We start from the raw sequence: 16599 nt of genomic DNA, 5'->3' as shown, positions 1-16599 counted from the left end.
TTTACCCTAGTTTTAAAAAGCAATTTACCATCTTAGATAAATACAACACTATAAATCTAAGGTTTTGTCTTAACACAAAAACGAAGCAAAAAAGTCAAGGCTTTGAAGGCTAAAGCTAAATTTCATTTCTCTCGCCTAAATGATTTTAAACTCGCTAAAGCTCAAACAAGAAAATCATTTTTAACGGCTCAATCCATGAAATTCTTAACGCTTTTCCCTTCAAGGCCGGGGAAGTACTACCAAACGAATTCGGTGGAAACCCCACTGGCACGAATGTTAAGTGAAAGTATCATTCGTGCCCTACAAATCATTAGAAATCTGCTGAGTTTACAATGTACTAAATGCCTATAAATCTGACTTTAAATCCACTTTTCTGTACTTTTTCATATAGTCAGAAGGAGTAATATCAAATAGTTTTTTGAAGTTCGTTCTGAAATATTTGGCATCATTGAAGCCTACTAAGAATTGAATTTCTTTGATAGAATGATCTGAATTCGCTATCAATTCGGCCGCTTTTTCCAACCTGATTTTACGGATATAACCCGTGGCAGATTCGTTTTCGTACTTCTTCAATCTATTGTAAAGCGTGGCATAGGTCAATCCCATTTCTTTAGCGAAAGCTTTAGAGTCAAAACCTTCATTCAACAAATTATCTTCAATCACCTTTTTGGCTTTCTTGATAAAAGAATCTTTTTCTGGATCTTCCTGTGTGACATTTTCATCTTTCTTAGAAGCATAAAACTGTTTGGTCAGCTTCCTTTCCTCAATCAAATTCATCACTTTGGCCAATAAGAACTCCGTTTTGAAAGGCTTGATAATATACGCATCCGCACCACTTTCTATACCTTCCAAACGGTCTTCATCTGCACTTTTGGCGGTCAATAAAATTACAGGAATATGGTTGAGATGTGGGTTTTTCTTGATCTCTTTACAGAGTTCAATACCATTCATTTCAGCCATCATAATATCTGAAATCACCACATCAGGCTTCATTTTCACCACTTGCTGATAACCTTCTTTTCCATTGTGGGCTAATGTAACGGAGAATAAATGCTCCAATTCTTTTTTCAAGTAATGAGCGATATCAAGATTATCTTCTACAATTAGAATTTTTGGACGGTGATCTTCTTTTGTTTTCACTTCAGCTTCATCACTGACCTCATTGATCACCTCTTCCACCACTTTCTCTTCAGGCTTCATAAAGTCATCACTCAATGGCAGTGTAACCACAAAACGGGTTCCTTCTCCTTCTTTACTCTCAAAAGTAATCGTACCATAATGTGCATCAATCAACCTTTTCACCAAAGATAAACCAAGCCCTGTGCCTCTATCCGTCTTATTTTGGGTTTGATAGAATTCTTCGAAAATATGTTCTTGTTCTTCTGCCGGAATACCCTTTCCTGTATCCGTAATGGCTATTTGATAGTGATTTTCGTTTTTAGAAGAGAGTTCCACTAGAATATTCCCTCCTTCACTGGTGTTTTTAAAAGAGTTTGAAACTAGATTGTACACTACTTTTTCTATTATATCTTCATCTATCCAAGCCTCTTGAAAATCAATAAATGAATGGAAGGAATAATTGATATCATTGTCCTTGGCCAAGGTATTGAATGAGGAAGCGACCAAGCGTGTAAAGTTAACGATATCTGTATGTTTAAACTTCACTTTATGGTTACCTGTTTCGATTTTTCTAAAATCTAATAACTGATCGAACAATACTAAAAGTCGATCAGAATTACGCTTCATGATATTGAGGTACTCTGTTACATTACTTTCCAGAGAAGTGTTTTTCAATAAGGTCTCCAAAGGACTTGAAATCAAAGTAAGAGGTGTTCTTAATTCATGAGAAATATTCACGAAGAAACGAATCTTCATTAAAGTGAGTTCTTCATTCTTCTCTATTTTATAGCGTTCCAGCTCAAGACTTTGCTCCAACTTATGTTTATTGATCACCATTCTATTGATTTTATACACAATAGCCACAATAATCAAAAGGTATATCAAATAAGCCAGCTTCGTTCTCCACCAAGGCGTTAAAACCGTAATTTTGATTTCTTGCCCTGTTTCTTCCCAAACGCCATCACTGTTGGCAGATTTCACTTTAAATACATAATTTCCGAAAGGAAGATTGGAATACACCACACTCCTTCTATCTGTAGTCATCCATTTTTTATCAAAGCCTTCCATCTTATACTGATAGCTGTTTTTCTCTGGATTTCCGAAGTGCATGGCATTAAAACCAATTTCAATATTATTCTGAAAATGCTGGAAAGTTATTTCTTTAGTTTCCTCCAAAGGCTTTTCAAGTAATATTTCACTATCCAAGGCTTGTCCTTGCTCAATAGGCTGACCAAAAACATAAAGTGAATTAATAATGGTATGTGGAAGGTGTTTATTTTCTAATATTTTTCCCGCAAGAATATAGTTCAAAGCTTTATCGGAAGCAAAACAAAGGCTTCCATCCGCTAATTGAGTAGCACAGTTCACTCTAAAATAACCTCCTTCAATACCATCATCCGTATTAAAAACATGAGTGATTTCATTTTCTGTATCAAATGCCGTCAGGCTTTTACCACCTACCCACAAATAATTACTCAATGAATCAAATACAAGGGATTGAATGGAATTAGAAGGTAATCCGTCTTTTGTTGTATAGGTTTTGATGTCTACTAATTGAAGTGATTTTGGATCAAAAGTAAGCTTAGAAAGCCCTTTCTCAATGGTTCCAACCCATAGTGTAGACCTTGAAGACCTGCAGATTTCCCAACAAAAAGCGGAGTTGACCTTTCCATCAATATTGATCACATTATACACTTTGTAAGTCAGTTTTTTGCCTTTTCTTTTGATTTTTGCCAATCCACTAGGTGTACTCGTCCATAAACATTTTTCGAAAGGATCGACATACATATAATTAATAGTATTGCTCATAAGAGGCAACTCCTCACTCTTTCTCCAATATTGTTTTGATTTCAGTACGTTCCCTTTTTTATCAATGGAAAGCTTATTTAATCCTTTTCGGAAAGTGCCTACAAAAAGAGCATTATCATAAAAGGCTAGAGATGTAATGGTTTTGGATGTCAGATACTTATTATCAATTCTCTTAAAATACGCTTTCCCTGCCTTTTCTTCTTTTAGAGAAATAGAATGAAGTCCACCTCCCCAGCTACCGATCCATAAGTTACCGAAATCATCTTCACAAAGTGCTTCTACCCCTCCGTAAGCATTCAAGTTGTAATTTGATTTTGAATCAGAGGAATATTCTACGGTATTATTATTGGCATATTTCACCAATTTACCGCTTTTCAAGCCAAACCAAGTCTGCCCTAATCGGTCTTCATAGACTACATTGACATTTTCTTTTTGCAAAGCACTTAAATGTACTGTTCGCAAGGAAAGTGATTGAAGGTTAACATAACTGCTACCTGATGAAGTTCCTACCCAGAGAATATTTGATTTATCAATTAAGAGTGAGTTGATATTATTACTCACCAAACTGTTCAATACATTTTTCTCACTCACAATGGAGGTTGTCTTATAATCCTCCAAGAGTGATACATGAAATAAACCACTTTTGGTACCTACCCAAAGCTGATTTTCCTTCAAACAAATCGAAGATATTGCTGTAATTGATTCATCTACTGGCAGTTTTTTTATCGTTGAAACCTGATTTTCATCGATTTCCAATTCATATATTGAATTATAAGTGGCCACAAAAACAGAAGTTCCTGTTAGTATAAGACCTCTAATAGATCCTTCTTCTAAAAACTCATGACCAATAACTTTAGTGAATTTCCTAGTATTAAGATCAAAGAAATAAAGACCACTTCCTCTTGTTCCTATTAAAAAATCACCTGAGGGCAAAGGAAGAATTTCTGAGATAATCACCTTAGCATCCATCGGCTGAAAAAAAGCTACTTTCTTTTTCTCTATATCCAAAAGCCCTAAACCCTTTCGTAATTCGCCAAACCATATATTACCGTTCATGTCCTCATTAATACTTGTAATATTAAAAGCCTGACCGGTAGTATACTGCTCAAAACCATAAGATTGTGAAATAAATTTATTCAAACCGGCATCTCTAGTCCCCACCCAGAGGTCACCTGCTTTACTTTCATACATCGTGGAAATTCGATTACTGCTCAACCCCACTTTTTCTGAAAGACTACTGTAATAGTTCTTTACTGTAAAACCATCGTATTGATTAATACCGTTGTTCGTCCCAAGCCATATATACCCATGTTTGTCCTGTAAAATGGAAGTAACATTAATATGCGACAGCCCTTTTTCAGGATTTAGGGTTCTAAAGTTCAATACCTCATTGGCCCAAATACTATTTGACACTATAAGGGCTAACAATAAAAAATGTATGAGTCGTCTAAAAGTAGATTTCATTTCAAAAAAATTGCAACAAAGCACCCTTCTCTAACATTGTAAAGAAAGTGACTTGTCTAGCTTAACTAAATACGATTTTGGAAGTACACAAATTTAGAAAGAAATAAAGAATATTCTGTCTTTATAGTTCGTTAATTTCATCAATTGTTAAACCTGTACTCTTAGCTATTGCTTCTAGAGGAAATCCATCATCCTTAAGCGTTTTTGCTATTTGTAAGGCCTTTCTATTCTCTACCTCAAACTCAGCATCTGCCTTAAGGGTAAATAATCTACTAGCTTCATCTCTTAAGTTTTTAAGATGTAGCTTATATTTTGCTTGTTCTTCTGTAGATAATTGGTCAACCCTTAAAAGTTCTTTTGCTTTTAATAACCCTTTTGCTTTAAAGGTTTCTTTTATTTCATTATTCTTAAAATAATAAATCCACTCATCTAAACTATCTTGAGCAATATCGTTGAATTGGTTTACTTTGATAACATAAAACTCTGGAAATAAATCTGAAGGTGTACTTTTTCCAGACATCAAAATTTTCTGTTTAGCAGAAAGTGTTAATTGATCTTTTTTATGAATTCCTTCAAAATAAGTTCTTCCATGATAAACATAATCTTCACCTTGTCCTAGATCAAAATATACAATATTTACGGAATAAACTTTTTTCACTTGTTTGTATGACTCTCCCAAAGCAATATACTCGGTTACTGCTTTTGAGGTTCCATAAATCATCCTTTGAAAATAATCATACTCTAATTGGTTTTGAATCTCAATGATGACTAATTCACCTTTCTCATTTTTCACTAATATATCAACTCGGTTGTATTTATCAACCTCTATTTGTTGATTACTTTCACTTTCAAGAATACTTTCGATGCTTACATCCTCTTTCATTAATTCAGATAGAAAACCTTCTAATACCGAGTAATCAGCTTTATTACGTAGTAACCGCTTCATAGCCCAATCAAATCGAATTAAGTTTCTGTTTTCCATCTCGAATAAATTAATTTTAAACCAATTACATTTTTCTATAATCAACAACACAAAGCTAACACATCTAATAATTCGAACAAATACCTACCCTATTTCAATTCAAGAATGCAACAATTAATTTCATCCATTTAAATGAAAAAACACCAGCCTGAATCAAGCTAGTGTTTAAATCTTGCTATACTATAATCCTATTACTTTTTGAATACCTTCTTCGTTACGCTTCTCGTCTTGATATAATACATACCTTGTTTAAAATTAGTGAAGTCAAAAACCGAGAAATATTCATTCTTACTAATAAGGTTGGCGGAAAGTGTAACCTCTTGACCAACGGAATTATAAATTCTCAATTGATCTCTTTCTAACGCCGAACCTTCAACACACACTTCGCTAGTCACTGGATTTGGGAAGACATTTACCTGCAACGCTAAAGTCCGTCCGACTGTAACTTTAGCCGTTTCACTGTATTCGTACTTTCCATCAAAATCCGTTTGTTTTAAATAGTAGAAGGATGTCCCTTCTAAAGGCGAATAATCTATCATTGAATATCTTAATGCTACAGAGGAGTTTCCGGCTCCATCTATACGACCTATTTCCTCCCATGCTCTTCCATCTCTTGAGCGGTAAACTGTAAAATAATCGTTGTTGATTTCAGAAGCTGTTTCCCATTCCAAATACACTTGTCCGCTTGATGTCACTTCTGCTGTGAAATAGCTTAATACAATTGGTAAGTCAACTAATTCCTGCACAGTTCCTAAAGTAAATCTAGCATTGTCTGTAATCTCGCTGACATTGGTAAATTGATAAATACCCTCACCCACTTTTACAGCTCCATCTATGCCAGTTTCATCGTCAAAACTTCCATCATTATTTGTGTCTACTAATAGTCTCAAGTCTGAAGGTTCGAGGGCTTCCATTTCTGATAAATCAAACTGAATATCAATCGGCCCTACATCAATCGACCTTTTGATGATGTTGACTTCACTCACTCTCCATTCTCTTTCTAAACGAGCAGTGAGGTCAGAAGGCATATCCATATCATCTATCATTTCAAGGCTACCATTATTGTGTCCCCAAAACATAAACTCATTATTACCCAAATTAGATGGATTGGATATTCTAACCACCCCCGTACCTTGAGCATCATCATTTACATCAAGAAGTACTCTTCCAATACCTGCTACATCATGATCAAAATCTCCATTTTCAGGGTTATCCTGAGTATAAAGATCAAAAATAGAGGAAAGCTCAATCCCATATTTCGCACCAAGGTAATTATGAATAAAATAGAGATTAAATACACTTACTTCCTCATAAACAATCACCTCCGCAATATCTCCATGAAAAGTATTACTATTATGTCCGTGGCCAATTGTACCTATTGTAAAATTGGAAGAGTTTACACCACTTGAAAAAGAAGTGAATGTGGTTTCTATTCCAGCATCCTTAAAAACATAAGAAAGCGAGGAACTACTATTTTGAAAGGCAACTGAAGTAATCACAGGTGTATTTTCTGGGAAGATATCTCCAACACCTATTAATGTCCCAGCACCACTCCCAACTACATCACTATAATAACCACCATTATCCATAATGTAGCGTCCGCCATTCACTTTTTTATCTCCCCATACACCACCCGAATTTTCACTTGCAGGTATGTAAACAGCAATAATTGTGATGTTTGGATGAAGACCGTTATTGATGGATAGATCTGTAACTATTTGGTCATACTTATTTTTGCCAGATCTAATACCATCAAAAGTAATTGCATCATAGCCATTGATTGAAGAAGGATTGATTTTAATTCCTCCTGTAATAATATTTTTTACCGAGTTACCCGATAAATCTTCAATCGAAATAATTTTATTTTCACTAATGATCCCTTCACTCGCATTTAACCAATATTTTAGGTTAGAAGAACCATCTGTGGAACCTACACCGCCCGGTCCCGTTTGGGCATAAGTCATTTGTAATGAATATACTACTGCTAATAAAAATCGTACAGCTTTCATCATAGTAAAACAATAAAAGTAACACGACATCAATATTTCAGAGGGCATTAAAACACAGTAATTGCTTTCGTTTGGACAGCTTATTATTTATCGAAATACAATATTTGATTTCAATTCTCTTTTGACTTCTATTAATGTCATAGATCAAATACTATTTTTATCATTTTTGGTTGACTGTCTTTACGTTTATTCGCTAAAACTTTTTACTTAAAAAAAGAGAGGTCAACTTTTTCAGTTACCTCTCTTCACACTGCCTTAATAAAAGCCTATTATACTTGTTTTTAGATATCTCCTAGTTGAGGTCTCACCACTAAATCTTCCACTACCGCACTATCAGAAAGTTTATAAGCTGACATTACTAGGTCTGCAATATCTTCTGATTTCATAAAACGCTCTTCAGGTAAATCTACCCCTGCCCAGCTATTAGTGTAAGTAGCACCCGGCATCACAGAAGTGACTTTTACATTATAAGGTTTCATTTCTTCTCTCAAGCATTTTGAAAAACCAAGCATCGCATGTTTTGAGATAGAATAAGAACCGCCATTGGCATAAGCCATAAAAGAAGCTACTGAAGCAATGTTGAAGATATATCCTTTCTTATTATCGATCATTGTTTTGATCAACCCTCTTGTGATATAATAAGTAGAGTACATATTGGTTTGCATCATCATTTCAAAAGCCCCTTCATCTTCATCATGAATTGAGCCCGGAACAAATACACCTGCATTATTGACCAATACTTCGATATCTTCCGCTTGTGCATTTACAAAATCAACAAAAGCTTTACATTCTTCTTTTTTGGAAACATCTGCTGAAAATGTTGCCACTTTAACATTGTGTGCATTTTCAACTGCCTCTTTCAAAGAGGAAAGATCTTCTTTGTTTCTAGCACATACTACTATATTTTTTCCTTCTTGAGCAAATTTCTCAATGATTGCTCTACCAATACCTTTTGTTCCTCCTGTTACAACGATCATAATAATCTGATTTTAAATACTTTCTATTTGTATAAGTTCCAACTTTTAACATAACAAGTCAAAACATGTAATGCCAAGTGGTCTATATTTCTTAATTTTGAGTATCGAAACTAAATGAAAAAACTTATTTTACCTAATACAATGAATCGCCTAATTTTGTTTTCTATACTAAGCATGCTTTGTACGGGGGTATTTGCCCAAGAAGCATCTATTTCTTCTTCTGAATCTTTTCAAAAATTCAGAACTAAAACACAAAACGGTATCTTTTCACTAATCGAAAACACACCGGATTCTTCTTTAAATAGAATGGGAGACCTTTGCATTGATTCTTTTAAAAAGAATGCTGTAAAATCTCAATCTAACATTAAACTGATCGTTGCTCAAATGCAACATCTTCTTGATACTGAAACCGGACAAGACTTCAAGACCATCCAATACCACGGAGCTCAAAAATCAACTTGTGATGGTGTTGAAACTGTAGAACTTATCAAAAACAATAGCTTTAAAATAGAAAATTTCGTTTCTGTATATCTTAAAAAATATTTCAGATAACACCACTTATGTAACACTAATAACGTTGCAAAGTCATTGTTAATGTGTGTTATTAGTTGATCAATATTATATTATTATAACACTTTTTTCTCCTCCTTTGTGATGTAATTCAAGATCATGGGAGAAGGAATGTTTTTTAATAGATGGAGCAGAAAAGGCTATGCCGCCTTTAACTCTTTGAAAAAAGAGATCAAGATCGGTATGCTCAATATTCAACTCCATTTTCAGTTTCCTCAAATTATCATGGAAGGTCGTATTGCGAGAACCTTATTCATGGTTGATGAAGAAACTGATTATCAAGCTATTTCTTCAGAATCAACTCCTGATTTTAATTCAATTTTAGTTTTTAATGAAGTTATTGTGAACAAAACTCCCAAATTGGGACCTTTGAACCGTAACTTTGTAATATTTCAATACAATAAAGCACTGAGTATAGATGTAAACATCTAACATTCAGTGCTTTTTCTATTTTTAGACATGAAAAAACACTACTCAAATTTAGTTGCATTCTTACTATTCTTCACGATTGGAACCTTAGGTTTCGCTCAAGAAAAAATGGAACAAGACAGTTCTAAGATCTCTTCATACTATTTGGAAGAAGTGGCAGTAAGCTCAGGTCGTGTTCCTCAATTATACTCTGAACAAGCTCGTATTATTACTTATATCGGTGCAGAAGATATTCAAAAAATGCCTGCACAAAGTTTTGATCAGATCTTGAAATATGTAGCTTCTGTAGATTTAAAATCTAGAGGTCCTCTTGATATTCAAGGTGATGTAATTATTCGTGGTGGTACTTTTGATCAATCATTAGTATTACTGAACGGTGTGAATATGAATAACCCTCAAACAGGTCACCATAACTTATTCTTACCAGTAGATATGGAAGCGGTTAATGCGATTGAGGTATTGGAAGGTCCTGCTTCTAGAGTTTTCGGAGCCAATGCTTTTACGGGAGCTGTCAACGTACAGACAAAGCCTATGGATAAAAATAATATCTATGCTCACGCAATGTTTGGTGATTTTAACCTACAGAAATATGTAGGTAGAGTAAATCTTACTTCGGGCAAAACAAGACATATGATCAACGCATCTTACAATAAAAGTGACGGATATACTAAAAACACCGCTTTTGAACGTGCAAATGCCTATTACCATGGTGCCTATGATGTTAAAGGAGGTACATTTGACCTAACAGCGGGTATTGTTGATAAAGACTTTGACGCCAATGCTTTCTATGGTGATTCTGACACACAACATGAGAGAGTAAGGTTAATGCATGGTTCATTGAGATATACTAATAATGGTAAAATTAAAGTATCTCCAATGGTTTACTGGAACAGAACGTATGATCATTACCAATGGTGGAAAGATAATCCAGTTGCAGACAACCACCACAAAGTAGACGTGGCAGGTTTTAACCTAAACACCATCATTCCATGGAAATTGGGTAAAACTTCAATTGGTGCAGATGTGAAATATGAAGGGATTTTAAGTACAAGTTTGGGTAAAGACATCAACCCTATTGAAGTACCTTATGACAATAGTGTTACTTATAAAAAAGGAGATGAAAGATTTAACTACAGCTTATTTTTAGAGCACAACATCATTTTAGGTAAATTCACTGCTTCAGCGGGTATTATGTTGAACTATAACACACAAATTGCCGCTGATTCATCAAGCAATGGCTTCAATGTTTTCCCTGGTATTGATATGTCTTATGAGCTTTCAAATTCACTTAGAGTATTCACTACACTTAACACCTCAATGCGTCTTCCTACTTACACGGATTTATATTATGCAGGAAGAAATAACATCGGTAACCCTAACTTAAAAGAAGAAAGAGCTACGACTTTAGAGCTTGGTCTGAAATATGAGAAAAACGGTGTTAATGCAAGTGTTTCAGCGTTTAGAAGATGGGGAACAAACATTATCGACTGGGTACAAGTGGACACAACTGCAGAAGGGAAAAGTATTTTCCAACCTCAAAACTACAATGAGTTAACAATGAACGGTATTACTTTTAATGCCTCATTAGATTTCAGACGTATCCTCCACCCTGAAGCCTTCTTACATTCCATTCAATTTTCTGCCGCTTATTTAGCTGCTGATCAAAATGCCAATGATTTAGGCACCAATTCTCGTTATGTTTTGGATTACTTAAACAGTAAAGAAACGTTGGGTATCACTCACTCACTTTTTGTAAAAGGTCTTTCTGCCAACTGGCAATTAACGCATCAAAATAGAAATGGTGGTTACAATGACTTTGAGAAAGGAGAAGTGGATTACAAACCATTCTTTGTGATGGACGCAAAAGTGAACTACAATATCAAAAGATTCAACATCTACGTGGAAGCTTCCAACTTATTTGATGTAGAATATCATGATATTGGTAACATCCCTATGCCAGGAAGATGGGCAAGAGCAGGTGTTAAGATGGACCTTGATTTCTAGTTGATCAATTCTGTTTTAAATAAGAGGAGCCACAATTCTAAATTTATAGGGTTGTGGCTTTTTTATGAAAATCGTGCATAAAAAAACGCCCCGGCAACACCAGGGCGTTTATTATTTTTCGCTCAAAATAATTAAAAGCTTTACTTTTAATTAAAATTCTTTTTTACTTAGAGTAAGTAATTATTTGCTGTATAAATTTTACTATTTCTCTTAATTAGAATATTGTTACGTAAAAGTAGAGACTCTCTAAAGGGAAATCAATACCCATAAAGAGGTATTTTTGCATCTTTTTTCGATAAAAATGCATTATTTCTTACAAACCTTGAACTTTCCATGCTGATGCAGAGTGATCATCAGAGACTGAAACCACCACATCTTCCCCTATCCATGCCAATCGGTTGACAGATGTACCATGTCCAGCATACCTTGCTTTGTCCACTACTTTAAGCAATCTCCAGTCTTCAGTTCTCCAAATTTTCACGGATTTATCTTTACTGCAAGTCGCAAAGTACTTTCCATCTTTTCTGAATACAATATCATTGATGGTATACATATGGGCTACGATATCTTGTTGGGTTTCTACAAAACCATCTAAGTTCCATACACGCATGTGGGCATCTCTGCTTCCGCTAACGAGATACTGTTGATCCGGAGTGAGTGTGAGTGCAAAAACACTATTGGCATGACCGATCAATTCTCTGATTTCTGCTAGACTTTCCATAGAATATCCTTTGATTGTATGATCACTGCAACCTACCCAAACATTTTTTCTTTGGGTATCTACCGCTACTGAACGTATGGAATTCTCAGAAGCTTTTACCTTTTTAGTAACGCTCCAAGACTGCAAATCGACAACAAACAACCAGCCATCACCTGTACCTATGAACAATTCGTTCTCAAATCTTTCAATACCAAATACAGCCTGATCAGTTAATTTCAGGGATTTTAATTCTTTACCTGAGGTAATATCCAATAAGTGTATACCATCGCCATTTTGGCCTACCACAAGCAGGTTTTCTTCTTTCAATGCACACATTGCATAAACTGTAGAAGGAACTTTGGCTACTAATTTTCCTTTATCAGGATCATCTAATTGCCATTCCACAACAAAACCGTCAGATCCTGCAGTATAAAATTTCCCTTTATCATCAAAGTGTACTACACTGTATAAACCATCTTTATGGCCTCCAAAAGTGGCCAATTTTTCTACTTCTAATATCTGTCTCATTTCGAAATTTAATTGTGATAACAAATATCTTACTTTTTTGTTTCATTTATTCAATTCCCTTACTTTATCTTTGCTTCATGGGAATTGTAAAACATCAACATCTTACAGAAAACATCTCCTATTTGGTGTGGGCTATAGAGGAAAGTGAAGAAGAATTACTGCCTTTTCTTGAGAATACAGACTGTAATTTTGAGCATATCAAAAATCAGAAAGTGCGCTTGGAAAGCATAGCGGCAAGAGTGGCTTTACAGCATTTATTGGAAGATAGCCCGGTGGAATTTAAGGGAATAAAAAAAGAGGAAAGTGGTAAACCTTCTCTTCTGCATGATGAATATGGCATTTCCCTTTCTCATTCTAAAGGTTTTGCAGCCGCCATTATTGACCGTTCAAAAAAAAATGTAGGGATTGACATAGAAAACATCCACCCTAAAGTGCTTCGTTTGATTCCACGCTTTGCCAATGAAGAAGAGTTAGCTTTTGCTCAAAACACAGAGGAAAACCCTTCAAATGCCACACAAATATGGACCATAAAAGAAGCAGTTTATAAAGCTTTTGGAAAATTAAATATTGAGTTCAAAAGTCAAATAAAAACGGAATTCCATCATTCCGTTCCTCACACCGTCAAAATCAAAGAAATTGATAAAGAATTTGTGGAATTCAAACTGAAGCTGGAGGAACTTCAAACTATAAAAATTGCCATCGCTTATTCTTAAGCTAGGAAATTTTCATCTTTCAGGTTCAATTTATTATACCACCTTCTTTCCAGTCGTATCGCTTCTTTGGGATCATGAAAGATATGGAATGGAATATCCAAAGGCATCAACTCTTTTTTGATCTTGAGCATTTCCACATCTTTTTTTCCAGAAGAAACATCGCGTATCATAATCCCTGAAATATTATCTGGAAATTTCTCAGCAATAAATTTATAGGTATACGGGTCTCTCTGTCCACTGTCACCAATCAACAGAAATTTACTCTTCGGGAACTTATCAATCAAATAAGAAATTCTATCGATTTTATGCTGTGACTTTTGAAGTCCTAAGCCTATATTTTTTCTATTCGAAATAAAATCTTTCCAGTTTTTGTGATACCTCAAATAGATCGGACCTTTAGGAAATTCTCTGGTGGATAGAAAAAGTTTTATCACCCAGAAAAGGTTCATTTCGCTATTGGAAACATAGAAAAATGATGCTCCCTGGGCTTTCATCTCATTGTAAAACTTACTCATTGCCTTCACTTCTTTTCTTTTGAAAGCATGCTTTACAATGGTCTGAGGAATACGTTTCAAAAATGAAGTGGCGTGTGTAATCAATACGGTATCATCGATATCAGAAATGACCATATATTTCCTATGTTCAGAAATCCTTTTGATACCTCCTTTCGAAATACTTGGCAGTTTGATCTTCTGCGTTAAAGCTTTATCCAAGTAAAATTTCAAAGAAGTGTTCAGTTCCTTATCCGTATAATTTTTCGTTAATGTAAACTCAGATCTGAAATACCCATTTTCATCTAAATCAATTTCAAAAACCTCCTCCTCTATTTTTGCATAAATATGAGCTTGAGTAATCGGATTTTGATTGTACAACTTCCATAAACGTGATACATGTCTTCTAAATCCTTCCGGTTTCTGAGAAAGATCCAACAAACCTGTTTTAAAAATGAGCAATTGCCCTTCTAGTGAAAGTATATTTTTATGTTCAAAGCCAATTAATGGCAATAAAACCGTTGATTTACTCAAAATGAGATAAGATTTAATGAAAAATGATTAACACAACTTGAATCTAATCTATTTTTGGTAAATGTGCATGATTTAATTGGGGAATTTGAATGAAGAGTTGAGAGTTTTGGAGCTAAAAAGTGATTTCATTGAGATTCCAATGCTCTCTAAAAGAAAATTAAAAACTCACCACGAACTGCCAAAAATATCAACTCAAATAAAGCGTTTTGAAGATCTTTTCAATCAAAGATTTACTACTAAACTGCTAGGATAATTTTCCTCTGTAAGTGGAGTACTTTGAGGTGACACATCGTCTTTTACAGTAATTTTTTTTTCATTTTGAAACACATAAAACTGTAAAATAAAACTCAGTAAAACAGCCAATACAATCCCTGCCACAGCTTTGTAAACAGGTATAGATTGATAAAAATAGTTGATAGTCTTTCCTTTTTCAGTCGCCAAAGAAGTTGTTGCTATAGTTATAGAAGCATCTACTTCTTTAAATTCATGTATCATAGCATAGTTTTCCTGATACTCCTCCTCCGTCATATTTTTTAATACTAACTCCTGCTCTTCAGAAGTAAGTTCCTCAAAGCTTTTCTGAGAGAACAAATCAAACAATCTATCTTCAAAATTTTCCATTGTATTCCGTTTTAAATTCTTTCATTTTAGACCTCATATTTTTCATCGCATAGAAAAGTCTGGACTTCACTGTACCTTCACTGCATTGCATGGTTTCTGCAATTTCCTGAATACTCAAATTATCCAGATACTTCAAAACAAATGTTTCCCTATGCAAGGCACTCAACGTACTCAATACCATTTGCATTTTTTGAAGCTGAAAAGTCTGACTTCCATCCTCTTTCCCCTCTTCCTGTACCACTGCAGGCGCATGATTTGTAAAACGATCTAACTTTCTTTTCTCATTCAACCAATGATTCTTACCTATCACATAAAGCCAGACTTTAAAACTTTTTTTAGCGTTAAAAGTATAAGACTTATGCAGTAATTTCACGAAAGTGTGCTGTGCTATTTCCCTTCCTTGTTCCATACTTCCCGACATCCAACCTAGATATTTTGAAAGAAGAACAAAATACTTATGATATAAAACTTCAAAAGCTTTTTGATTATCAGACTCCAGAAATTGCATCATCAGCTCTTCGTCTGTTAAGTTTTCCATTCTTAAATACTTATTTATACCACGCTTCAATTTCTGCTTGTCTGCCACTATTAACCGCTATCTGATGCATCAGTTGATTGTACTTTTCTACCTTCCTTTGATCTTCAACTGTTGCGTAATGCTTTTTCAATTTGTTCATTCCTGGAATATAGGTTGCATTGAGGTATTTTTGAATAATAGCATCATGCGGATGAAATTGGTAATTTGTCTTCAGATAATCAAGATTATATCTATTTTCAAAGTTATCAATGGTCAAAGATAGATTATCCAAAGCTTCCTCACTGTATTGAAATACAACTCCCGTCAGGTACATATTCTCTTTGACTCCCAATTTTTCAAAGAGTTGAATATCTGTTCCACATCCAAAATAAATTTGATAAGTACTCTTTGACTGCTCAATGATATAAGCAACAATTGCATTTTTGAAAGTAGCCATATCAGCAAAATCACTCAGCTTCTTAGAGTAATTTCTGATTCCTAAATACTGACATACCTTATTGCGGTATTTTTCATGATAACCCAACAGCCACTCATTAATTATAAAAGCATTATCACCAACTCCTTTTGCCAGTTGTAATACATGCCTTGGTAAAGTATCCATGTCTCCATGTGAAAAAACAATTGATTTACCTCGTGTAGACATAAGCACATTATGATTCCATAAATAAGCTTGATTTGAATAAAGATTACTTTCATAAATCCTCAAAGCCACTTCTTTCGCCTCACTCCACTCTTGATCAATAATATACCTTGTCAATAAACCCTCATAAGTTTCTATTCTCTCTGGATTGGTCACATATGCCTTTTTAAGGTAATTAAAAGCTTTTTCTCCATCATCAGTATTGACACTTTCCATCAAGAAATACTCGTACTTCTGACCGATATGCTTTTTTGATGTATTGATAATGGGCTGAAGTTTTGCAAATATTGCCCCTCTGTCGTTGTTCCAAGTTGACATATCATCTCTTTGGTAAAAAGCACGCATTGCCTTGTAATAATTATACCAGGCGTTAGCATTTTGAGGTCCCTTTTGAGTTTTGAGATTGTTTCATTTCTTTCCAAAGCCTTTCAATAATATTTAAGTGTGGCGAATAAGGAGGCAAGTAAAAGA

General features: G+C 34.6%; 14 protein-coding genes. 4 read left to right on the top strand and 10 right to left on the bottom strand.

Features of this window, described 5'->3' with window-relative positions:
* Positions 1-345: 345 nt before the first annotated feature.
* The 4 genes from HHU12_RS30275 to HHU12_RS30260 all read right to left on the bottom strand — a co-directional run bounded on the left by HHU12_RS30275 (position 346) and on the right by HHU12_RS30260 (position 8360).
* Complete coding sequence (locus tag HHU12_RS30275) at positions 346-4341, bottom strand: hybrid sensor histidine kinase/response regulator transcription factor (protein WP_169660481.1); 3996 nt, start codon at positions 4339-4341, stop codon at positions 346-348.
* 172 nt (positions 4342-4513) lie between these two features.
* Positions 4514-5374 (bottom strand): Rpn family recombination-promoting nuclease/putative transposase, encoded by an 861-nt coding sequence (locus tag HHU12_RS30270; RefSeq protein ID WP_169660480.1) that lies wholly within the window; start codon positions 5372-5374, stop codon positions 4514-4516.
* 191 nt (positions 5375-5565) lie between these two features.
* Positions 5566-7386 carry a T9SS type A sorting domain-containing protein gene (locus HHU12_RS30265; protein ID WP_169660479.1) on the bottom strand — a complete coding sequence of 607 codons (1821 nt, stop codon included), beginning with the start codon at positions 7384-7386 and terminating at the stop codon, positions 5566-5568.
* Positions 7387-7664: 278 nt separating this feature from the next.
* Positions 7665-8360, bottom strand: a complete 696-nt coding sequence (locus HHU12_RS30260) for an SDR family oxidoreductase (RefSeq protein ID WP_169660478.1) — start codon at positions 8358-8360, stop codon at positions 7665-7667.
* Positions 8361-8501: 141 nt separating this feature from the next.
* Here HHU12_RS30260 and HHU12_RS30255 point away from each other — a divergent pair, with 141 nt between their 5' ends.
* The 3 genes from HHU12_RS30255 (at position 8502) to HHU12_RS30245 (ending at position 11363) form a co-directional block, all read left to right on the top strand.
* Positions 8502-8912, top strand: coding sequence for a hypothetical protein (locus HHU12_RS30255; protein ID WP_169660477.1), 411 nt, complete (start codon positions 8502-8504; stop codon positions 8910-8912).
* A gap of 117 nt (positions 8913-9029) precedes the next feature.
* Positions 9030-9362, top strand: a complete 333-nt coding sequence (locus HHU12_RS30250; protein ID WP_169660476.1) for a hypothetical protein — start codon at positions 9030-9032, stop codon at positions 9360-9362.
* Between the two features lie 27 nt (positions 9363-9389).
* On the top strand, positions 9390-11363 hold the full coding sequence (locus HHU12_RS30245; protein WP_169660475.1) for a TonB-dependent receptor plug domain-containing protein: 1974 nt from the start codon (positions 9390-9392) through the stop codon (positions 11361-11363).
* A gap of 313 nt (positions 11364-11676) precedes the next feature.
* On the opposite strand, the gene HHU12_RS30240 is transcribed toward HHU12_RS30245, so the two are convergent.
* On the bottom strand, positions 11677-12591 hold the full coding sequence (locus HHU12_RS30240) for a WD40 repeat domain-containing protein (RefSeq protein WP_169660474.1): 915 nt from the start codon (positions 12589-12591) through the stop codon (positions 11677-11679).
* Positions 12592-12668: 77 nt separating this feature from the next.
* On the opposite strand from HHU12_RS30240, the gene HHU12_RS30235 reads away from it, so the two are divergent.
* On the top strand, positions 12669-13304 hold the full coding sequence (locus tag HHU12_RS30235; RefSeq protein ID WP_169660473.1) for a 4'-phosphopantetheinyl transferase family protein: 636 nt from the start codon (positions 12669-12671) through the stop codon (positions 13302-13304).
* Here the strand turns inward: HHU12_RS30235 and HHU12_RS30230 are convergent.
* The 5 genes from HHU12_RS30230 to HHU12_RS35990 form a co-directional block, all read right to left on the bottom strand.
* Entirely contained in the window at positions 13301-14329 is a 1029-nt protein-coding gene (locus HHU12_RS30230) for a phosphatase domain-containing protein (RefSeq protein ID WP_169660472.1), read from the bottom strand. The genes HHU12_RS30235 and HHU12_RS30230 overlap by 4 nt on opposite strands.
* 222 nt (positions 14330-14551) lie before the next feature.
* Entirely contained in the window at positions 14552-14950 is a 399-nt protein-coding gene (locus HHU12_RS30225; RefSeq protein ID WP_169660471.1) for a hypothetical protein, read from the bottom strand.
* Positions 14937-15488, bottom strand: a complete 552-nt coding sequence (locus HHU12_RS30220) for an RNA polymerase sigma factor (RefSeq protein ID WP_169660470.1) — start codon at positions 15486-15488, stop codon at positions 14937-14939. The genes HHU12_RS30225 and HHU12_RS30220 overlap by 14 nt, the downstream gene beginning before the upstream one ends.
* A 10-nt stretch (positions 15489-15498) precedes the next feature.
* Positions 15499-16473, bottom strand: coding sequence for a hypothetical protein (locus HHU12_RS30215; RefSeq protein WP_169660469.1), 975 nt, complete (start codon positions 16471-16473; stop codon positions 15499-15501).
* Positions 16474-16498: 25 nt separating this feature from the next.
* A complete protein-coding gene (locus HHU12_RS35990) occupies positions 16499-16591 on the bottom strand; it encodes a transposase (RefSeq protein WP_394353219.1) in 93 nt (30 codons plus the stop codon).
* Between the last annotated feature and the right edge of the window lie 8 nt (positions 16592-16599).

The sequence above is a fragment of the Flammeovirga aprica JL-4 genome (assembly GCF_012844305.1).
GTDB lineage: Bacteria > Bacteroidota > Bacteroidia > Cytophagales > Flammeovirgaceae > Flammeovirga > Flammeovirga aprica.
This window is presented reverse-complemented; position numbering and strand designations above follow the sequence as displayed.